Genomic DNA, 19,549 nt, shown 5'->3' with positions numbered 1-19,549 from the left:
TAATATCAAACTATCAAATCTTAAACCATTTGTCAACTGGTTTCTTGGCTCTTTTGGAAAAGTTCTTTCATAAGCCGAAGAGTTCCCGTAAGCCCTAAAACCACAGAAGAAGCTGCTACTCCGCCCATTAGGGCTCCCGCTACTCCTGGAGAGCAGGCATCCGCTCCCGTTAGGTAAAGATTTTTGATGGTTGTCCTCACACCTAACCATTCTTGTTTGAAGCGTTCCGGTGTACAGGAAAGTCCGTAAATGGAACCTTCTTTATGACCGGTAAAAAATTCCGTAGTGATGGGTGTGGAGAGTTCTGTGAATTCGATGAGATCCCTAAATCCAGGAAATCGTTTCTCTAAAAATTCTAACATCCCTTCGGTGATGGTTTCTTTGAGTTTTGTGTAGTCTTCTCCCCTTTTTTTCCAGGGTTCGTCTTTCCATTTGGCAAATAAGGAGTAGTCTGCAAAACTAATCGCTTCGGCAGTGTGGCCTTCTGCTTCAGGATTTTTTAAAGAAGGGAAGGAAAGATACATCATAGGAGGTTTTCCATCAGCCAAATCGTTTCTTTTCGCATAACAGCCATCATGGTTTATATCGGGAAAGATCCAATGGTTCTCTCCGTGAAAACCGAGTTTTGTCGGAGATTCTTTAAAACCAATATAGAGTGTAATGGATGTCGTTCCTTGGGTACTAAGAGTTTCCAAAGATTTTTGGAAAGAAGAGGAATATTCTTTTGGTAATAATTTGTTGTAGGTGGTATAAGCACCGGCATCGGAAACAATCACATCGGCAAAAAATTCTTGTTCGGAAAAAGTTTTTCCTTTTTGAACTTCTACTTTCACACCGACTGCTTTGTCTCCTTCCAAAATGATTTCCTTCACCGTATGGAGGATTTTTAAACTCCCACCGTTTTCTTCTACAATGGGTTCAATCGAATCTACGATTTTGGATGAACCGCCAATTGGAAAATAACCACCATTAAAGTAATGTGTGACGATCATCGAATGAATGGCAAAGGAAGACATAGAAGGTGGGAGTCCGTAGTCACCCCACTGTGAACAAAGAAGAGCTCTTAAATTCTCATCCCGAATATGAGTCTCCATATATTCTTTGGTGGTGATATAAGGAGTGGGGATGTGGTTTAAGTTTAAAAACTTGGCTGCTTTTTCAAATACTGATGGCAGAGCTTTGAGTGTAAAATGTCTTCCAAACCATTGGGTGAAGGTTTCGACATCTCGAAAGTATCTATCAATGGCTGCAGATTCTAAAGGAAATTTAAGTTTTAAGTCCGATACAAATCTTTCTTTTTCTCCATACACAGGAAAACTGAAATCAGGGTAATCGAAGATTTCGAACGGCTCTTGCATTTTGTTCCACTTCACACCTTTTCTTGTGATGGAATCAAATAGAGTTCGTAACATGGAACCTTCGCCTAAGTCCCCAATATAATGGATCCCCACATCCCATTCAAATTTTCCAAGTCGTTTGAAGGTATGTGTGAAACCGCCTAACTTAAAATGACGTTCCAAAACGAGTACTTTCTTTTTGGCAACTTGAGAAAGGATAGAGGCGGCCGTGAGGCCACCAATACCAGAGCCGATAATGATTACGTCATATTTATTTTCCATTAGTGATACTTAGTCTCTACGGTGTATTCTACGGTGACTGTTTCATTGGGTTTTAAAGGAACATCTGCATAAGCTCTCGTAGCGGATTCTTTTGTAAATTTATGAGAGGATTTTGTGATCGTCCAATCACCCCAAAGGCTTGCATAAAACCGAACTTCGATTTCTTCTTTTTTTCTATTTCGAATTTCCGCCGAGTAAGTTGATTTATCTCCACGAGAAAGTTTGAAAACTTCGCTTGAGAGTCGTTTGCCGTTAGCCACTACATCAAAGGCTTGGCCTGTTCGAATTTTAACTTCTTCATTTTCTGGAGTGTGATCGATTGTATCTTCTCCCAGAAGTTGTTGTCTTCCTTTGGAATCTGCTTTGAAAACACGAATGGTTCCTTGTGGTAAGGGGCGACCTAAATTGTTTTTCTTCGCATTTTTGAAGATATACTTGATAGTTGCGTTATTGAAGTTTTTTTCATTCCCTTCATACATAGGAAGGTTTTCAAAAACAAAATACTTTTTGATTTCAATTCCTTCTGATTGAAAGAGTTGCACTTGTTTGGTTTGATTATAACCAATATTAGTTGGCTGATCCAAAGTGTATAAATAATACTCTGACAAATTTTCTTGGTTGAATTCTGGTGCTGCAACGGATTCAGAATACTCTTTCATCATCGTTTTTTTCACAGCGCGAGGTTGCATTGCATAGGTGTTGGATTGGTTGGAGATTAAATTTACTTTTCCTGCCACAAGTTGCAAAGTCGCGTTCTTAAATTCAGCGCCTGAGTTGTTATTCAAAGTCACCCAAGAGTTAAGACCACAGAGATTTTCCTCTTTATCTAGAACGAGGATGTAATCAGCCGACCAACCAAGTCCATTTGTTTGGTAAGAAACTTCTAAGGTTTGTTCCTTTTCTACATCGTTTTTCAGTTTCCAGACGAGTGTGGGTTTCGCAAAAAGATTTTCAGGAATGGTGGGGACGGTTACTCGTCCATTATATCCAAGCGAAATTTCATCGCCAATTTTATACACAGGGTTTCCGTTATTAGAGATTAACGTCGCTTTGACAGATGTGGTTTTTTCTTTGGATTCATTGTAAAGGGTGACTTCCTTCCCGATGTATTTGTCCATCAAACGTTCTGGGGAAATTAAATCGTATTCGTAGTTTTGTTCAAACACTGTGAGTTTTTTAGGATCTTCACCTTTTACTCTTACTGTTTGCGGTATGATTTGAGAAGGAACATCTTCAAAACGTAAAGTTCGAATTCCTTTAGATAAATTCAATTGACGAGTTTCCCGAACAAGACCAATGCCCCCATTATAAATGGTTACACTGACTGATTTGCGGTCGGACTGGGTGGACATATCAAATGCGGAATCAGAGGTAATACCTGCTGTAAAAATCAGGAGCGTTAGAGCGGTGAAAGGTAATATTTTGGATTTCATGTATTCTCCCATGAGCATTCTACAGTCTTCGAATGTAAAAAACGAATGCAACCAAAATCGTTAGGGGAAAACTGCACTTTAAGAGGATTCATATGGCAAATGTAGTGAAAATCGGGGTCATTGGTGGAACTGGCCTATATTCAATTGATGGAATGGAAATTATCAAAGAAATCCATCCAGAAACTCCTTGGGGCAAACCATCAGACACAATCACCATTGGTCGTTTTAAAGGGAAAGAAATTGCGTTTTTGCCAAGACATGGAAAAGGACATTTTTTAAATCCAAGCGAAGTTCCGGCCAGAGCCAATATTGCCGCATTAAAACAGTTAGGCGTAGAAGAAATCATTGCATTTAGTTCTGTGGGAAGTTTACGCCAAGAAATAGCTCCTAGAGATTTTGTAATCCCTTCACAAATCATTGACCGCACCAAGGCACGACCATCCACTTTTTTCGAAAACGGAATGGTGGCTCATGCTCCTTTTGCTGATCCTTTTTCACCAGGACTTGGTAAAAAAGTAGAAGAGGCTGCAAAACAAATTGGTCTTCCGATTCATTCCAACAAAACACTAATTTGTATGGAAGGGCCTTTGTTTTCTACAAGAGCTGAATCTCATATGTACAGATCCTGGGGAGCTGATATCATCAACATGACTGTCCTTCCTGAAGCAAAACTAGCAAGAGAAGCAGAGATTCTTTACCAAATGGTTTGTATGTCAACCGACTACGATTGTTGGAAAGAAGATGAAGCCCATGTTACTTTGGAAATGGTGTTGGGTAACTTAAGTAAAAATGCAGAGACAGCGAAGTTGTTACTTTCGGCGCTCATTGATTTCTTAGGAAAGTCAGATGATACTAGTCTTGTGGGAAGCACAAAGTTTTCTTTGGTGACTGCTCCTGAAAAAAGAAATCAGGAACAAATTAACAAACTAAAATTTCTTTTTCCAACTTACTTTTAGTCTGAACTGATCGCTTGTTCCAAAGTCGGAAAAATTTGGAGCAGGCTTCTTAGTTTGGTTAATTCCAAAACATATCGTACTTTTTCTGAAGGGGATATGATTCGGATATAACCTTTTTGTTTCATTAATCTTGAATGAATCCCTAAACAAACTCCGAGTCCGGAACTATCTATATAACTGACTTGTTCAAAGTTTAAGAAAATGTAGTTGATTCCTTTTGAGATGAGAATTTCCAAATTCTCTTTCATGATTTGTGAATTATAGAGATTGATTTCTCCAGACAATTCAAAGTAAACAGCAGTTTCTGGGAGGGGGACAAATTTTTGATGGAGGACTTCCATTTTGAAGTCTCCACTTTCAACTGTGTAATCACTCCAGTTTTCGATCATATCAAAACTTCCTTAACTCCATCTGAAATTTGAAATTTATAGAAGTCTAGCGCAACGTTAAACTTTTGTTGATAACTTTTTTTCAGAACTTCTTCAATTTTAGAAAAATGGTCTTTGGTATCTAGTACGAGTACGCATCCACCAAAACCACCACCAATCATTCTTGCACCAGTGACGCTTAGACTCTGCAAAGAATCAACAATGAAATCAGTTTCGGGGCATGAGACTTCAAATTCTTTAGATAGGGACCAATGGGTTTCAAAAAGTGCTGATCCCACTTCTAAAAAATTGCCTGATTCTAAACCATCGATGACAACTTTTGTTCTTTCCCTTTCTGAAGTTACATGTTTAATTCTCTTTTGTTCTTCAATTGTTAGGTGGCAGTTTTCTAGTTCTGATTCCGTAAGATTTACATCGTACAATTGTATAAAATTTGGATACTTTGCTTTGATTTTTACCAATGCCGATTCACATTCCGATCTGCGTTTGTTATAGGCACTATCTTTCAAACTATGTTTAACATTTGAATTGATTAGGTAAAATTCGTATTTTCCTAAGTCGAAGTGATGATAAGAATACTTTAGAGTTTCAGTATTTAAGGAAATACAATCATCTTTTTTGCCTACAGCAATGATGAATTGGTCCATGATCCCACATTTGGTTCCCACGAAGTTGTTTTCTGCTCGTTGTCCTATAAGTGCAATCTCCTCTCGTGATAAAGTGAGTCCAAAGGTTTCTTTGATCGCATAACCAGTCACCACTTCAAAAGCGGCCGAGGATGATAGGCCTGAACCTTGTGGAATATTTCCATCAACTAATAAATCAAATCCTGGAACTGAATATCCCATTTTTTCAATTTCGAAAATGACTCCTGAGATATAGTCTGCCCAAGGTGATTTTGGATTTGGTTTGAGAGGCTTTATTAATTCTACAGTTTCATTATAAGTAACTGAGTATAAACGATAAGAGGAGGTTTCGTTTGGTCGGAGATAAACTTGTACAGCAAAATTTATGGCTGCAGGAAGGACAATTCCACCTAAATAATCAACATGTTCCCCAATTATATTGATTCTAGCTGGTGCTTGGAATAAACGAGGGGGTTGTTTTGTTTTTCCAAATATTGATTCAAATTGATTCAAATTTTCTTTACTTCTTAATGAATCCACTTCATCTTCCTTTCGTGCCATACTTTTTTCAAGGATCGTTGTTATGTCGAACGTAAAAATTTCTGACCGATTTGTTAAATCTTTTATCTCTGAAACTCTAATCCAGAAAGAATTGGATAACGCTGAGAAGGCAAGGCAAACTCTTCTTAAAAAAAGCGGGCAAGGAAGTGAATTTTTAGGTTGGGTGGATCTCCCTAGCAAAACGAATCCAGATGACCTTCAAATGATTCGAAAAGCAGCAGAAACAATTCAATCTCATTCGCAGTATTTGGTTGTTGTTGGAATTGGTGGAAGTTATCTCGGTGCTCGTGCTGTCATTGAGGCTTTAACACCTGAATTTAGTGCTCATGAAATTCATAAAAAATCTGTTAAAATTATTTATGCAGGACATCACTTGGATGCAGATTATCATTCTCGTTTATTGGCTTTTTTAGAAAACAAAGAATTTTCGGTGAATGTGATATCAAAATCAGGTACAACAACTGAACCTGCTATCGCCTTTCGCTTGTTACTCTCTCTTTTGGAAAGAAAATATGGTAGGGAGAATGTTAAAAACCGAGTCTTTGCAACGACAGACAAAGAAAAAGGAGCATTGAAGCAACTTGCCGACGAATACCAATTTCAAACTTTCATCATTCCCGATGATGTAGGTGGTCGTTTTTCCGTTTTTACTCCAGTGGGATTATTGCCGATTGCAGCTGCAGGTTTTAGCATCAATAAATTAATAGATGGAGCAAAGACGATGGAAGCAGAACTAAGGGAAAAGTCTGCTTCTGAAGGGAACATTGCGACCATATATGCTGCGATTCGAAATTCTCTATATGGAAAGGGCAAAAAAATCGAAATCCTTGTGAGTTATACTCCTGCTTTTTCATATCTTTCCGAATGGTGGAAACAGTTGTTTGGCGAAAGTGAAGGAAAAACTGGAAAAGGAATTTTTCCTGCTTCTGTTCAATTTACAACGGATCTTCATTCTATGGGACAGTACATTCAAGATGGTGAAAGGCAGTTGATGGAAACTACCATTAAAGTAGAGTCTCCCAAGCAAGATGTCTACTTAACTGAAAAGGCTGACGATAGAGATGGCTTAAATTATTTGGCCGGAAAAAAACTTTCGGAAGTCAATCAAAGTGCTATGCTTGGAACTCTCATTGCGCATAAAGATGGTGGAGTTCCTTGTTTGGAAATTGTTTTACCAACTTTAACTGAAGAAACCATTGGCGAACTTTTATATTTCTTTGAGTTTGCTTGTGGGGTATCCGGTTATATGTTAGGTGTAAATCCTTTTGATCAACCAGGCGTAGAAGATTATAAAAACAATATGTTTGCTTTGCTTGGCAAAAAGGGATATGAAAAAAGAAAACAGGAAATCTTAAGCCATATATGAAGATTTAAGGAAAACCTGAATTTTGGAAATCTCAGCACCGAAAATATCAGTTTTTACATAGGCTTCCCAAAGGTCCTTTGTACCTAAATCTAAAACTCTTCCGGAGAATATTTCTCCGGTAATCTCTCCTCGTTCTGCGCATTCTTTAAAAATATCAGAAAGATCATGGTAATTATTTTTTTCTAAATGAGAGAGACATTTCGGATTAAGAATGGCAAGACCTATATAATAGTATCCTCCATTTCCAAAGGTTAATTTTCCATTTTCATCGATACCAATTTTTGTATAACTTTGATTAGGAGGTGCAGGTAATAAATATAAATGAATTTTTGTATGATCTTTTAGTTCGGTTTTCGGTTTAAAACTTTGATCAGGAAAAAATAATGTATCTGGATTTATCAGTAAAATAGGTTCTTCGAAATACTTATCTGATAATCCAGTACGAATACCACCAGCTGTACCTAAGATTTCATTTTTTTCTTCTAAAATTGTAATTGGGAATTTTTTAAATCTTTTTAGATGATTTTTTATTTGATCACCTAAGTAATGTGTGTTGACCAAAACATTAGAAACTTTCCATAGATCGAGCAGATAAAGGCTATAATCGAGGAGAGTAATATCTTGGATTTTTAATAGCGGCTTTGGACAATTTTCTGTAAGACTACCCATCCTTTTTCCAAAACCTGCAGCTAAAACAAAGGCATTCATAAATTTTTAAAATCCTTATGGCGACTTAGTTCATCTCGTAAACTTCTAATAAAGATATACAAAGAGTCTGCAAACATTCCTAATTGAACGATTTCTTCCAGTTGGTTTAAACAAGTGATTATTGAAGGTTTGAACTTTTCTTTGCCGTGATCAGTGACCATTCGAAAGTAAGTTCCTAGAGCTTTGAAAGATCGCTGCAGAGCTTGGAGATAAAATGTATCGTTAAATTTTTTTGATTGATCCAGGTTCCTTTCTCGAAAAGATTTTAACATTAAAGAACGAAAATCCCTCGGTAATGGATAATACGCATCATATAAAATCGAAGTTAGATCATACTGCGGCACTCCCATCCTGGCATCTTGAAAATCAATTAATGAATAATCATTATTAGGTGAAATTAAAATATTTCTACAATGAAAATCTCTATGTGTTAAAACATTAATCGGATATTTGTTTAAATAACCAACTGTTTCTTCAATAAACGCTTTTGCTTCATTAGAAATTTTTGTTTTGATTTGGAATAATTTGCGAAAGTCTTCGAATTTTTCTATAGTTAGATTAGTTTCGAAACTTAGTTTTTCTGTATCGAATTTTCGATTTTTTACTAATGGCGGTGGATCTAAGCTTTGTAGTTTTAAAATTAAATCGATTAGGATTGGAAATTTTATTTTGTAATCATTCAGATTGTAGGAACTAAAATCATTCAGTCCTTCGAAACTCATAAACGTAAGTCCAAGTTTTCTATTTACGTCCAAAACTTTTGGAACATGGATTTCATTTGCATTAAGAAACTCAGAAATGACAATGAAATCTTCGTTTACGATAGTGTCTGCGCAGGCAACTTCTTCACTTCCGTTTTGTAATGTTATGTGAAAATATCGCCGTGTAGAAGCTTCTTCTTGTAAGGAAACAATTTTACAGTTTTTACCATATCTTGAAACTACTGCTTCGAGTTGTTCTGTGTTTAATTCAGGATTCACTTAGCACTATGATTCAGATACCTTTGGAAAAATAAAATGAAATTTAGATCCGTTTCCTTTTGCAGATTCAATTTCTAATCGAATGTCGAAATTATCCACAATTTGTTTCACAACAAACATTCCAAGGCCAGTTCCTTTTCCAAGTTCTTTAGTGGTGAAATAGGGTTCATAAATTTTATTTAAAGTTTCCGGCGACATACCTTCACCATCATCTGTAACAATTAGATGAGAATTTTTCTGATCCTGATAAGAAATGATTTCTATAGTGCCAATATTATTAGTAGCGTCCGCAGCATTAAGGAGAATATTTGAAAGTAACAATGCAAATTGATCCGAATTCATTTGTATTGGAATTTCTTCGAGTGAATTTTCCCATTTGATGTGGCAATATTTTAATTTTGCTGTTTCCTTAAATACTTGTAGAACCGAAGATATCTCTTTGTTTAAGTTTAGGATCTTCGATTGTTCATGATTTGATTTTAATGATTTTCCAAGTTGTAAGAGATTGGACGTTAGGGCTCTTAATTTTTCTGTTTGATTCAGTGTAACTTTTAGAGCTCGGTCCTTTAACATTGTATCTGCATTTTCTCGGGAGGCCATTTCCACAAAACCTTGGATTGCGGTTAGTGAATTATTAATTTCGTGTCCAATGCTTGCGGCCACGACGGATAAAAAGGCTCTTCTTTCTGAGTGAATGAGCTGTTCTACCATTGCCTTTTTTTGAGTAACATCTCTAATGACACCTGTGTAGTATGTATCTCCATCCAAACTATAGGAACAAATCGCAATATCGGCTAAAAAAGTGGAAGCATCTGAACGTAATAATGTTACATCGGATAGTTGAAGAGTGGATTTACTTTCTTCTTCATTTAGAACCTTAGCGACTTGGCTCATATATTTTTGCATTTTATTTTCAGTGAATAGGATTTTCACTGATTGACCAATCAGATCTAAGGGCGTTTTAAACCGAAACATTTCAAAACTTGCTTTATTTGCCGAAACAACAGTGAGTTTAGAATCAATAGTTATGACTGCATCGGATGTTGCATTTAATATCGCTGCATTTTGTCTGTTTAAATCTAAGTTTTGTGTGCGAAGTGCTTTTTCCAGTTTTTCCGATAACATCAATTTTTCTAAATCGGAATCTTTTTGATTTTTGAGTTCTAAGGCTCGTTTAACAACAGATAGAATTTGTGTTCTGTCAACAGGTTTGGATATATACTCGAATGCATGGTATCGAATTGCAGATTCCGCAGAAGAAAGATTGGGATTTCCTGTTATTAGGATAACAGGTAAGTTAATTTGTTTTTCAGCAATATATTTGGTGAAATCGATCCCAGACATTCCTGACATTAAAATATCTGAAATTGCAACCGAAAATGTTTCTCCAGATGATATTCTCTGGATCGCTTCAGAAGCAGATTCGGCGAGTTCAATTTGGTATCCTTCCCGGGATAATACTCGTTTTAAAGCGATTCGTATATCTTCTTCATCATCTACAATTAAAATCTTATCCATTTTCGTCCGTGTGAGCAGGGAGGTAAATTTCTACCTTGGTACCTGTTCCTTCCTTAGTTTTAATATAGATTTCGCCACCATGCTCAGCGATGATCTTTTTTGATATAGAAAGTCCTAGACCTGTACCCTGTTTATTACGCCTCGTTGTGAATAACGGTAAAAAAACCTTCTCTAAAGTATCATCATCAATTCCAGGGCCATTATCTTCGACAGAAAAAACAACCCATTCTTTTTTTTGGTTTTTTACTAAATCAATACCCAATTCGATTTTTGGGAATTGTCTTGCTGTTTCCATTTCAGAAAGTGCATTGATAGAGTTAACCACACAATTGATTAGTACTTGCTCTATCTCTTGCCATCGCACAAAGATGCCTGGCAAATTTGGTCCAGCGTGTCTTGTAAAGTTAATATTCTTCTTCCTGCAACTAACTTCGACTAATTCACTGGTTCGAACCAAAATATAATACGGAGAAACAATATCTCGATTAGGACTTTCCATTCTTCCCAGATCAAGTAAGGCCTTAACTAAATCACGAATTCGTAAATTAGCAGATTCGATTTTTTTTAAAATATTTCTGCGTTCATTTTGATCTGTCTCGTCTACAGTAATTAAGTCGTCCAAATATAATAATGCACTTTGTAATGGGTTATTGATTTCATGTGCTAGTCCGGCAGCAATTTCACCGATACTTGCAAATTTCATCGATTCAATCAGTTGTCGATCCTTTCTTTTTGCTTCGGTGATGTCTGAAAAAACCAACAAAATCTTTTTGTCGTTTGGATCGTATCTCCTAACAGGAATAAAGCGAATCTCGAAAGTTTTCTCTTCGCCAAGTAATCTATAATCAAATTCTGTAGTTTGGGAGTTTTGATTTTCAATTACAGAATTTAAAACTTCCATTAGTTTTGATTTCATTTTTTCATCAAAAAAATGGAAAATATCTTCGCCTACTTCAAAGGCAAAAACCTGAAACAGTAAAAACTTAAAAATGGGAGCAATCTCTAAAATTTTTGCATCTTTGTTTATAATCACAAAACCATTATTCATCGTAGCAAAGAAAGTTCTTAATTTATCTTCACCATATTTAATGATTCGTTCGGCATTTTGTAATTCAGAAAGGTCAAGTAAAAGAATTGTAATGCCATTTGGAATTCCTTGTTCTGTCGTGATAAAGCTTTGTAACTGAAAGGTGATCGAATTTTCAGTGGCGTGATCAACTTCCAAAAGAAACTTTGTATTCCTCTGAAAAATTTCATTCTTAAGATTTTCGGGTAAGATGAGAACATCAGATATTGAATGCGTTTGGATTTTGTTTGGTGATAATCTAAATAATTCTATAAAACGATTGTTCGCGTATCTTAAATTACCGGATAAATCAGTTTGGATGAACGGAATTTCTAAGTGATCAGCGATCGAAGGATGATCATCAGATTGTAATTGATTCCAGATTATAGTAATGGCATAAATTTCAGAATTTGAATCAAAGAAATCTGTTAATGAGGAATAATGAACAGAAACCGGAATCTTCTCTTCATTTTGTTTTTTTAGAAACCACTTGTAATCACTTTTGGATTGTGGGTGAGTATGAATTTCCGAAATTAGGAGATCAAAATCAAAGAATATGTTTTCTACATCCAAAGATTTTGAATTTTTTAGTTCCAGGCGTTCTACTGTAATTGGGTTGATATAAAGAATTTGTTTCGATTTAAGGTCGACGAAAACCAATCCTTTTTGGGAATGGGAGAGTAGCTGCGATAGTCTTTCAATTTTCGAATCCAACATTATGATTAAATACTTTTACCGAAGCCTTTTTCGAAACTATCAGTCCCAGAGACGTAAATCAATGAAAAATATGGGAGGGACTCCCTGTTTTGTTCCTATGGGTGGACATCGAATTTTCTATTGGAAATTTGGAAATGGTAATAAAAAACCCATAGTTTTTTTACATGGATTGCTTGATGAAAGCTTTGGTTTTCGCCGCGTCATTAAAGAATTGTTAAATGATGGTTTTCCTTTATATGTATTCGACTTGCCTGGATACGGAAAGAGTAAATTACCTTTAGTAAAATATCTCTATCAAATTGATGTTTGGGCAGACTTACTCCTTGAATGTTTTGAAAAATTAGATTTGAAAGATATTTGTTTAGTTGGTCATTCGATGGGAGGACTTACATCTCAACATTTAGTTTTACAAGATAGACAAAAAAGAGTGCAGAAACTAATTCTCTTAGCACCCGGTGGCATTCCTCATCCAGAACGTGAGAGAATGCGTAAGGTTCTTTTTCCTAAAACAGAAAAACAGGTAGTTTTATTACTTCGATATCTTTACGGAGAAGAATTTCCCGAACCTGGTTTTTTATTTCGCCACACACTTGTTACGATTTGGAATGATAAGCCAAACGAGTATTTACAAGAAAATACCTTACGGAGAGAAGATGAGATTTTCTTTGATTCTAAAATGAAGGGAATTAAAATTCCAACTTTGATTTTAGCCGGTGCAGAAGATGAAATTACTCCACCTTTTATGATGAAAAAAATTAACTCTTATATTAAAAAAAGCAAAATAGTATGGATTCCGAAAGTTAGGCATGCGATTCATCTGGAAAAGCCAGATGTAGTCGCAAGTAATATTAGGATATTCTATAATACTTAACTATTCTCCGTCATCGCCAATGGCGTCTACCGGGCACATTGCCATTGCTGCTTTTGCTTGTTTTTCTTCATTCGGTGTGGTTGGTTGTTTTTTTACATAAATATGACTTTCGTCTGAACTATATTCCAAAAGGTCAGGGGCCTCTTTTATGCAGTCGTTACAAGGAACACAGGTTTGGTCGACATAGTATTTTCCTGGTACATTTTCGGGTTGTTTGATACTTTTATCTGCCATATAGTATTTTTACTTTTTAACAGACCCCCCCTTATAAAATAAAGCATATATGACAAAAAAGAACATCCTCATCGTAGAGGATGAACCTTTCCTCGGACTGAATATCAAACAGAAAATCGAATCATTCGGTTTTCATGTGATAGCTGTTGTACCTTCCGGGGATGAGGCCTTTCAAATTGTTTCGGAGAAGGTTCCTGATCTCATACTAATGGATATAAATTTGGAAGGATCATTGGATGGGATTGATACTGCGGAATCTTTAAGAGAACAATTCTCGGTTCCAGTATTGTTTTTGACGGGTTTTTTAGATGATACTGCAAAACACAGAATTAACCAAAATCCATCTTATGCATATTTGATGAAACCGTTTACCACGGACCAACTAAAAGAAGCCGTATCGGGTTTTACAACTTAATTTTTTTAAATCTACTTTCTCCACTCCCAACGAATCAAAAATTCTCGATTTCCATCAGCACCCTGAATAGGGGATTCTGCGAGCCCTAAAAACTTTAATTTTGGATCTAAATTTTTGATCTTTCGCCAGATGGATCTAATCGTATAACCAATATGATGCGAATCTTTCAAAACTCCCTTTTCCAATTTTGAAGGATGAACTTCAAACTGAGGTTTGAATAAAGATATACCTTGCCAATCTATGTTGGAACTTGATTGAAAAAGAGAGATTAAGGATCCAAATACTGGAACAAGAGAAATAAAACTTAAATCCATAGTAATCCAAGTTTCAGGTGTTAAGGGTTGTAATTGAGAAATCGTAAGGTCTTTTAGATGTGTGCGATCAAACACAGTGACTTTGGGATCATTGGCAATTTTTTGTGCCAGTTGTCCATATCCTACATCGACAGCAACCACTCGGGAGGCACCTTTTTCCAATAGAACTTGGCAGAACCCTCCTGTAGAAGAACCCAAGTCTATACATGTTTTGTTTTGTACGTTTACAGAGGGAAAGGAAGAAAAAGCCCCTAGGAGTTTGTATGCCCCGCGAGACACATAGGTTTTGATTTTTTCTTTGGTGCGAACAATGTCTTTTGCAGAAAGGATCGTTCCAACTTTTGAAATTACCACATCATTGACAAGAACCGAACCAGAAAGAATTAAAGATTGCGCTAGTTTTCGATCGATCGCATAACCTTCGCGTACGAGGTATTCATCAAGTCTAATTTTTTCTTTCGGCAATGTATTTTGGTAATCCTAAAAAGAATTCATTATTCAAAGAAGTTACATTTGATACAAGAGATATTGCTTTAGTGACAGATTCGTCTCGTAACTTTTTAGCTGTTTCCATCCCATAAAGACTAGGATAAGTTAATTTACCTGCTTTCGCATCTTTTCCTGGTGTTTTTCCAAGTTCGGCAAGGTTTCCTTCTACATCCAAAATATCGTCTGTAATTTGAAATAATAACCCGATTTCTTTCGCATAACTAGAAATAACAGTTTCTCTTTCTATCCAATCCGGTCGTAACCGATTTCCTAAAAGGAAAGAGGCTTCAATCAGAGCTCCCGTTTTCTTTTCATGGATGGATGTAAGTTTGGATTCTTTACCCTTGGCACTCGGATTTTTTTCTTCTTCGATGTCTTCCATTTGTCCCAGGATCATTCCATTCATTCCCGCACCTCTATGAAGGATTTGGATGGAATCTCGGATGGCAGCGGAATCTGTATTTTCATATAAAGATAAGAGATAAAAACTTAAGGAATTGAGTGTGTCACCTGCAAGGATGGCAGTGGCTTCATCGAACTGGACATGACAGGTAGGCATCCCCCGACGTGTATCGTCGTCGTCCATTGCAGGTAAATCATCATGGATGAGTGAATAAGTATGTATGCATTCGACGGCAAGGGATGCTAAATAAACAGAGTGATGTTCTTTGGTATTGAGTATTTTTGGCAAATCGTTTGGATGAAAAAAAGAATTCAGGACAAAAATGGGTCGTATTCTTTTTCCACCAGCTTTGAGGCTATACAAACAAGCATCCGTTATGCGAGTTTGTGGTTGGAACAATTCTTTTGTATAAGATTCAAAAAACGAATCGAAGAGTTGTTTGGAGTTTGTTAAGATATCGGAAAGGGGAGTAGGCACTGGAAAAAAGATCGGTCCTATCTAAAGAACCGATCGATTGTTTGGTTCGAACTTAGTTAAGTTCATATCCTTTGAAGAAAAACGCAATTTCTTGAAGTGCGTTTGCAACAGAGTCAGAACCGTGAACCGCATTTGCTTCTTTGCTTTCTGCAAAAAGTGCGCGAATAGTTCCTGCTTTTGCTTCTTTCGGATCAGTAGCACCAATTACGTCTCTCCAATGAGATACTGCATTGTCTCTCTCAAGAGCACAAGCAACGATTGGACCAGAAGCCATGTAAGTGCAAAGGTCATTGTAGAATGGGCGAGCTGCGTGAACCGCGTAAAATTGTTTTGCGTCTTCGAGGCTGAGTTTTAGGAATTTCATTCCTAGGATTTTAAATCCTTCTTTTTCGATTCTTTGAAGGATGTCACCGATGTGTTTGTTTTTCACAGCATCAGGTTTAAGCATGATAAAAGTTCTTTCCATATCTCCAAAAGCTTGGAGAAACCGAAAAAAGCAATCGAATCTTTAAGTACCTAAAAAACGAACCAAAAGAAAAGAAGTTGGAAGAAGATCCATTTTCTCAAATCCCATTTCTTCCCAAACATTTAGATCGATAAGAATCATTGAATATCCAATAATTTTATTTAGGGCAATAGGGTAGGGATTGAGATCTGTTTCGGGTTGTACTAGGTCTTCCACCTTGATTTTGTTCGACTTCATTCCTTTGAGGGATGTTAGTTTTTGGGCAAATCCAAGGATGGGGTCCTTTTCCCCTTTGTAAAGGATGGCCACTTTTTCTATAGATTCTAAACCGTTGTCGATGAGAACACCCACAGTGGCTGGGCAATAGTTGAGAATTCCCTTAATTTTACCTCCCGTATAACTGCGAGAAAATAGAGGTTTTGCGGCACCAATGAGTAAAATGTCTGTATGTTTGATTTTGGCAAAATTGACAATTTCATAAGTGACATTGTCGGTGATACGGTATTCTGTTTGAACCTGAATGCCCATACTAGAGCCTGTTTGGCGAATCGCTTCAAAACTGGCATCGCGATAACGACGAATTTCTTCATTGGATAACGAGTCGTTTGGCGAAATATGAAGAGCGGTGATTTCCAAATTTTTCTTTTGGTTGCCGGAAAGTGAATATGCAAAACGAACTAGACTTTTTCCCATTTTTTCTTGGGCAAAAGCAACTAACACTCGCAATTTGCGATCAACAGGTTTTTCTGTAAGAACTCGTTTTTCCGATTTTGAGAAAAACTTTTGAATCCCATCTAATAGTGGCCCTGTGGAGAGGGTGGTGACAAGAGCCATTAACACAAAAACGGCAAAAATTTCGGGACTTAAAATTCCTAGATCATATCCAATATTGAGAACCACAAGTTCCATCAGACCGCGTGTATTCATAAGAGCACCGATAGAAAGTGCATCTTCCCAGTTGGATCCTGAAACTTTTGCAGCGAAAGCACTTCCTACAAATTTTCCAACAACAGCTACAAGGATGACGAGACCAAAAACCATCCAAAGGTGAGAACCGTTCAGTAGACCAATTTCTGTTCGGAGTCCTGTGATCACAAAGAAAATGGGAAGAAATAAAATGACAGCTATGTCTTCGATTTTTTCAGCAACGAGTTTTTTGAGATTTCCCTCAGCGGGCATCACAACACCAGCAAGAAACGCTCCAAACAGAGCATGAATTCCGATGACCTCTGTGGTGAGTGAGGATAGGAATAAAATCATTAAGATAAGAGCAACAGCAGTTCGTGTTAAGTTTTCTCTTGAAATATAGATAGATCCCAATCGTTTCAAAAAAGGTGCCACCAGATAAATCATCGTGAGAATATAAGCAAAGGACAATCCGATGGTAAAAAGCGCTGTATTGAGATTTCCGGCTTTAGAGATAGTGACAATGATCGCAAGTAAGATCCAGGCGGTCATATCGTCCGCTGCAGCGCAGGTAAGGACCATAGCACCAAGCGGAGTTCGTGTAAGATTTCTTTCCTGAAGGATTCTTGCAAGCACAGGAAAGGCGGTGATACTCATGGCAATTCCCATAAAGAGTGAAAACGATAAAAAACCTACGTTCTCAGGTGCATAATCTGTGTAAAAATAATAGGCCAATATCATACCCAAAAAGAAAGGAAAAATGATACTGGCGTGGCTAATGATAATGGCTGAATGTGCTTTGTTTTTAAGAACAGAGATATCAAGCTCCATCCCAATAATGAACATAAAAAGAACCAAACCAATTTGGCTAAGGGTTCCGAGAGTAGGGAGACTTGCTGGTGGAAATAAAAAACCCATCGTTTCAGGAAAGTAATATCCCAGTAAAGAAGGTCCGAGTAAAATCCCAGCAACAATCTCTCCCATCACAGAAGGTTGTTTGAGTTTTCGCGAGAAAACATAACCAACAAATCTAGCTGACCCACAAACAATGATAATTTGGAGAAAAAGAAGTGCTAATGGATGATGAAAACGATTGAAAAAATTTTCAGTATCTAGATGTTCATTGGTGACTGTCACAATATTTTTTGTGACTTCGAGTAGGGAACCTGCTTGTAGGAGAAAGTACCCTAGAGAACCAAAAAGGAGAATGGTGAATCCATAAAAAAGGGAAGAACGCGTTTTCATAGAATCCTCATTTTACCTTAAACGGAAAATTTTTTAGTAAGAGCTTCGCCCACAATGTCTGGAACTTGGTTGGATACGGCTCTTCCATGTCTTGCTACTTCTTTGACGATTGTGGAAGACACAAAAGAGTATTCATTGTCTGCCATCAAAAAATAAGTTTCGATCTCGGGTGCTAATTTTTTATTCATAAGAGAAATGGCATATTCGTAATCAAAATCTGTAACCGCCCGAAGCCCTCTTAAAATCACACGTGAGTTTTTTTCTTTGCAATAATCGACAGTTAGGCCTTCGAAGGAATCAATTTTGATTTTGTCCCAGCCTTTAAAAACCTTTCCGATCATTTCCACTCGTTCTTCCGGGGAAAACAAGGAAGTTTTTTTGGAGTTTATGGCAACCGCAATGATGATCTCTTCGAATAACGGATGAGCTCGCCGTATAATGTCGAGATGACCGTTGGTAAACGGATCAAAAGAGCCTGGATATACGGCGATATTTTTCATCTTATTTGTTTACCCTTGCCCATTCTTTCATAGGCAGTCCGTAAAGGTTGATAAAACCTTCTGCATCGTATTGGTTGTACAATTCTTCTTTTTCAAATGTAGAAAGTCCTGCATTGTAAAGGGACTTGTTGGATTTTCGTCCGACAACGGTGCAATTTCCTTTATACAATTTAATTCGAACGGTTCCGTTTACATACTTTTGCGTATAATCCATATAAACACGTAAAGCATTCATTTGGTTGGAATACCATTGGCCATTGTAGATATAACGAGCAAACTCTTGTGAGAGTTCATCTTTTTTGTGTTGGGTATCACGATCCAGTGTGATGGATTCTAAATCGCGGTGAGCGATATGAAGTATGGTTCCACCAGGAGTTTCGTACACTCCGCGAGATTTGATTCCCACAAGTCTGTTTTCTACGATGTCAACTCGGCCCACTCCGTTTTTCCCACCTAAATCATTTAAGGTTTCCATCACTTCGAGCGGATTTAGTTTTTTTCCATCGATGGCAACACAGTCCCCATTTTCAAAATCCAATTCTAAATAAGTTGGTTTGTCTGGTGCTTTTTCTGGAGATACGGTTAGGATAAACATATCTTCTTTTGGTTCGTTGTATGGATCTTCTAAAATTCCACCTTCAAAGGAAAGGTGCATTAAGTTTCTGTCCATACTATATGGTTTAGCAGCTGTTACAGGAACTGGAATTCCTTTTTTCTTTGCATATTCAATTAGTTCTTCTCGGCCACCAAAATTCCAAGTTCTCCAGGGTGCAATGATTTGTAAGTTAGGCGAAAGTGCTTTGAAAGTGAGTTCGAAACGAACTTGGTCGTTTCCTTTTCCTGTCGCTCCATGAGAAAAAGCATCAGCACCTTCTTTGGCGGCGACTTCTGCCATTGCTTTTGCAATAAGAGGACGCGCAAGAGATGTTCCGAGTAAATAACGCATTTCATAAATGGCATTTCCCCGAATCGCAGGGAAAATAAAGTCACGAGCGAATTCCAAACGTAGGTCTTGGATGTACACTTTGGATGCTCCGGTATTTTTTCCTTTTTCTTCTAGGCCAGTGAGTTCTTCTTTTTGACCAACATCAGCGCAAAAAGCAATGACTTCACAACCGTAGGTATCTTTTAACCAAGCCAGGATGACGGACGTATCGAGTCCTCCGGAGTAAGCGAGAACGATTTTTTTGGGAGCAGGTTTCTCTTTCATAGAATAAGGTCAAAATAAAAGAAAAAACCAAGAACACAATTAAATATTGTCTGAAACGAAATTGTGTAGTAGATTTGGTG

At 37.1% G+C, this 19,549-nt stretch carries 19 protein-coding genes; 4 read left to right on the top strand and 15 right to left on the bottom strand.

Going from position 1 to position 19,549, the window contains the following annotated elements:
- Positions 1-32: 32 nt before the first annotated feature.
- A complete protein-coding gene (locus ND811_RS01780) occupies positions 33-1,619 on the bottom strand; it encodes a phytoene desaturase family protein (protein WP_265350640.1) in 1,587 nt (528 codons plus the stop codon).
- A complete protein-coding gene (locus tag ND811_RS01775) occupies positions 1,619-3,052 on the bottom strand; it encodes a DUF4139 domain-containing protein (RefSeq protein WP_265350641.1) in 1,434 nt (477 codons plus the stop codon). The genes ND811_RS01780 and ND811_RS01775 overlap by 1 nt, the downstream gene beginning before the upstream one ends.
- A gap of 92 nt (positions 3,053-3,144) precedes the next feature.
- On the opposite strand from ND811_RS01775, the gene mtnP reads away from it, so the two are divergent.
- Entirely contained in the window at positions 3,145-4,008 is an 864-nt protein-coding gene (gene mtnP / locus ND811_RS01770) for an S-methyl-5'-thioadenosine phosphorylase (RefSeq protein WP_004786461.1), read from the top strand.
- Here the strand turns inward: mtnP and ND811_RS01765 are convergent.
- Complete coding sequence (locus ND811_RS01765; protein ID WP_265350642.1) at positions 4,005-4,397, bottom strand: STAS domain-containing protein; 393 nt, start codon at positions 4,395-4,397, stop codon at positions 4,005-4,007. The genes mtnP and ND811_RS01765 overlap by 4 nt on opposite strands.
- Positions 4,394-5,563, bottom strand: coding sequence for a galactokinase (galK, locus tag ND811_RS01760; protein WP_265350977.1), 1,170 nt, complete (start codon positions 5,561-5,563; stop codon positions 4,394-4,396). Before galK ends, ND811_RS01765 begins: the two co-directional genes overlap by 4 nt.
- Before the next feature lie 43 nt (positions 5,564-5,606).
- Between galK and ND811_RS01755 the strand changes: the two genes are divergently transcribed.
- Positions 5,607-6,950 carry a glucose-6-phosphate isomerase gene (locus ND811_RS01755; protein WP_265350643.1) on the top strand — a complete coding sequence of 448 codons (1,344 nt, stop codon included), beginning with the start codon at positions 5,607-5,609 and terminating at the stop codon, positions 6,948-6,950.
- On the opposite strand, the gene ND811_RS01750 is transcribed toward ND811_RS01755, so the two are convergent.
- From ND811_RS01750 to ND811_RS01735, 4 genes are read right to left on the bottom strand one after another with little or no spacing between them, the layout of a single operon-like run.
- The gene (locus ND811_RS01750) at positions 6,936-7,658 is read right to left on the bottom strand and encodes an NTP transferase domain-containing protein (RefSeq protein WP_265350644.1); all 723 of its coding nucleotides are present in this window, start codon (positions 7,656-7,658) and stop codon (positions 6,936-6,938) included. The two genes, ND811_RS01755 and ND811_RS01750, sit on opposite strands and share 15 nt — an antisense overlap.
- The gene (locus tag ND811_RS01745; RefSeq protein ID WP_265350645.1) at positions 7,655-8,638 is read right to left on the bottom strand and encodes a phosphotransferase; all 984 of its coding nucleotides are present in this window, start codon (positions 8,636-8,638) and stop codon (positions 7,655-7,657) included. The genes ND811_RS01750 and ND811_RS01745 overlap by 4 nt, the downstream gene beginning before the upstream one ends.
- A gap of 6 nt (positions 8,639-8,644) precedes the next feature.
- On the bottom strand, positions 8,645-10,156 hold the full coding sequence (locus ND811_RS01740; RefSeq protein WP_265350646.1) for a hybrid sensor histidine kinase/response regulator: 1,512 nt from the start codon (positions 10,154-10,156) through the stop codon (positions 8,645-8,647).
- A complete protein-coding gene (locus ND811_RS01735; RefSeq protein WP_265350647.1) occupies positions 10,149-11,939 on the bottom strand; it encodes an ATP-binding protein in 1,791 nt (596 codons plus the stop codon). Before ND811_RS01735 ends, ND811_RS01740 begins: the two co-directional genes overlap by 8 nt.
- A gap of 61 nt (positions 11,940-12,000) precedes the next feature.
- On the opposite strand from ND811_RS01735, the gene ND811_RS01730 reads away from it, so the two are divergent.
- Positions 12,001-12,810, top strand: a complete 810-nt coding sequence (locus tag ND811_RS01730) for an alpha/beta fold hydrolase (RefSeq protein WP_265350648.1) — start codon at positions 12,001-12,003, stop codon at positions 12,808-12,810.
- Here the strand turns inward: ND811_RS01730 and ND811_RS01725 are convergent, their stop codons facing one another.
- On the bottom strand, positions 12,811-13,044 hold the full coding sequence (locus tag ND811_RS01725) for a ferredoxin (protein ID WP_265350649.1): 234 nt from the start codon (positions 13,042-13,044) through the stop codon (positions 12,811-12,813).
- Positions 13,045-13,093: 49 nt separating this feature from the next.
- On the opposite strand from ND811_RS01725, the gene ND811_RS01720 reads away from it, so the two are divergent.
- Positions 13,094-13,459, top strand: coding sequence for a response regulator (locus tag ND811_RS01720; RefSeq protein WP_265350650.1), 366 nt, complete (start codon positions 13,094-13,096; stop codon positions 13,457-13,459).
- An 11-nt stretch (positions 13,460-13,470) separates the two neighbouring features.
- Here the strand turns inward: ND811_RS01720 and ND811_RS01715 are convergent, their stop codons facing one another.
- The 6 genes from ND811_RS01715 to ND811_RS01690 are packed head-to-tail and all read right to left on the bottom strand — an operon-like array spanning position 13,471 to position 19,469.
- A complete protein-coding gene (locus ND811_RS01715) occupies positions 13,471-14,238 on the bottom strand; it encodes a TlyA family RNA methyltransferase (RefSeq protein WP_265350651.1) in 768 nt (255 codons plus the stop codon).
- Positions 14,219-15,142 (bottom strand): polyprenyl synthetase family protein, encoded by a 924-nt coding sequence (locus tag ND811_RS01710; RefSeq protein WP_265350652.1) that lies wholly within the window; start codon positions 15,140-15,142, stop codon positions 14,219-14,221. Before ND811_RS01710 ends, ND811_RS01715 begins: the two co-directional genes overlap by 20 nt.
- 52 nt (positions 15,143-15,194) lie before the next feature.
- Positions 15,195-15,608, bottom strand: coding sequence for a nucleoside-diphosphate kinase (locus ND811_RS01705; RefSeq protein ID WP_265350653.1), 414 nt, complete (start codon positions 15,606-15,608; stop codon positions 15,195-15,197).
- A gap of 42 nt (positions 15,609-15,650) precedes the next feature.
- Positions 15,651-17,759, bottom strand: coding sequence for a cation:proton antiporter domain-containing protein (locus tag ND811_RS01700; protein ID WP_265350654.1), 2,109 nt, complete (start codon positions 17,757-17,759; stop codon positions 15,651-15,653).
- A gap of 17 nt (positions 17,760-17,776) precedes the next feature.
- On the bottom strand, positions 17,777-18,259 hold the full coding sequence (gene coaD / locus ND811_RS01695; protein WP_135745128.1) for a pantetheine-phosphate adenylyltransferase: 483 nt from the start codon (positions 18,257-18,259) through the stop codon (positions 17,777-17,779).
- A gap of 1 nt (position 18,260) precedes the next feature.
- Positions 18,261-19,469: an argininosuccinate synthase gene (locus ND811_RS01690; protein ID WP_265350655.1), complete on the bottom strand. Its 1,209-nt coding sequence runs from the start codon at positions 19,467-19,469 to the stop codon at positions 18,261-18,263.
- Between the last annotated feature and the right edge of the window lie 80 nt (positions 19,470-19,549).

It is taken from the genome of Leptospira soteropolitanensis (assembly GCF_026151655.1).
GTDB lineage: Bacteria > Spirochaetota > Leptospiria > Leptospirales > Leptospiraceae > Leptospira_A > Leptospira_A soteropolitanensis.
The sequence above is the reverse complement of the archived record's forward strand: the minus strand, read 5'-3'. Positions and strand labels throughout refer to the sequence as shown.

What these genes read in the sequence shown, in the direction of transcription:
- ND811_RS01755 (WP_265350643.1), top strand. Translation starts at nt 5,607, where the DNA reads ATGTCGAACGTAAAAATTTCTGACCGATTTGTTAAATCTTTTATCTCT.
- coaD (WP_135745128.1), bottom strand. Translation starts at nt 18,259, where the DNA reads ATGAAAAATATCGCCGTATATCCAGGCTCTTTTGATCCGTTTACCAAC.
- ND811_RS01740 (WP_265350646.1), bottom strand. Translation starts at nt 10,156, where the DNA reads ATGGATAAGATTTTAATTGTAGATGATGAAGAAGATATACGAATCGCT.
- ND811_RS01720 (WP_265350650.1), top strand. Translation starts at nt 13,094, where the DNA reads ATGACAAAAAAGAACATCCTCATCGTAGAGGATGAACCTTTCCTCGGA.
- ND811_RS01730 (WP_265350648.1), top strand. Translation starts at nt 12,001, where the DNA reads ATGAAAAATATGGGAGGGACTCCCTGTTTTGTTCCTATGGGTGGACAT.
- ND811_RS01705 (WP_265350653.1), bottom strand. Translation starts at nt 15,608, where the DNA reads ATGGAAAGAACTTTTATCATGCTTAAACCTGATGCTGTGAAAAACAAA.
- ND811_RS01735 (WP_265350647.1), bottom strand. Translation starts at nt 11,939, where the DNA reads ATGTTGGATTCGAAAATTGAAAGACTATCGCAGCTACTCTCCCATTCC.
- ND811_RS01750 (WP_265350644.1), bottom strand. Translation starts at nt 7,658, where the DNA reads ATGAATGCCTTTGTTTTAGCTGCAGGTTTTGGAAAAAGGATGGGTAGT.
- ND811_RS01780 (WP_265350640.1), bottom strand. Translation starts at nt 1,619, where the DNA reads ATGGAAAATAAATATGACGTAATCATTATCGGCTCTGGTATTGGTGGC.
- ND811_RS01690 (WP_265350655.1), bottom strand. Translation starts at nt 19,469, where the DNA reads ATGAAAGAGAAACCTGCTCCCAAAAAAATCGTTCTCGCTTACTCCGGA.
- mtnP (WP_004786461.1), top strand. Translation starts at nt 3,145, where the DNA reads ATGGCAAATGTAGTGAAAATCGGGGTCATTGGTGGAACTGGCCTATAT.
- ND811_RS01700 (WP_265350654.1), bottom strand. Translation starts at nt 17,759, where the DNA reads ATGAAAACGCGTTCTTCCCTTTTTTATGGATTCACCATTCTCCTTTTT.
- ND811_RS01765 (WP_265350642.1), bottom strand. Translation starts at nt 4,397, where the DNA reads ATGATCGAAAACTGGAGTGATTACACAGTTGAAAGTGGAGACTTCAAA.
- ND811_RS01775 (WP_265350641.1), bottom strand. Translation starts at nt 3,052, where the DNA reads ATGAAATCCAAAATATTACCTTTCACCGCTCTAACGCTCCTGATTTTT.
- ND811_RS01725 (WP_265350649.1), bottom strand. Translation starts at nt 13,044, where the DNA reads ATGGCAGATAAAAGTATCAAACAACCCGAAAATGTACCAGGAAAATAC.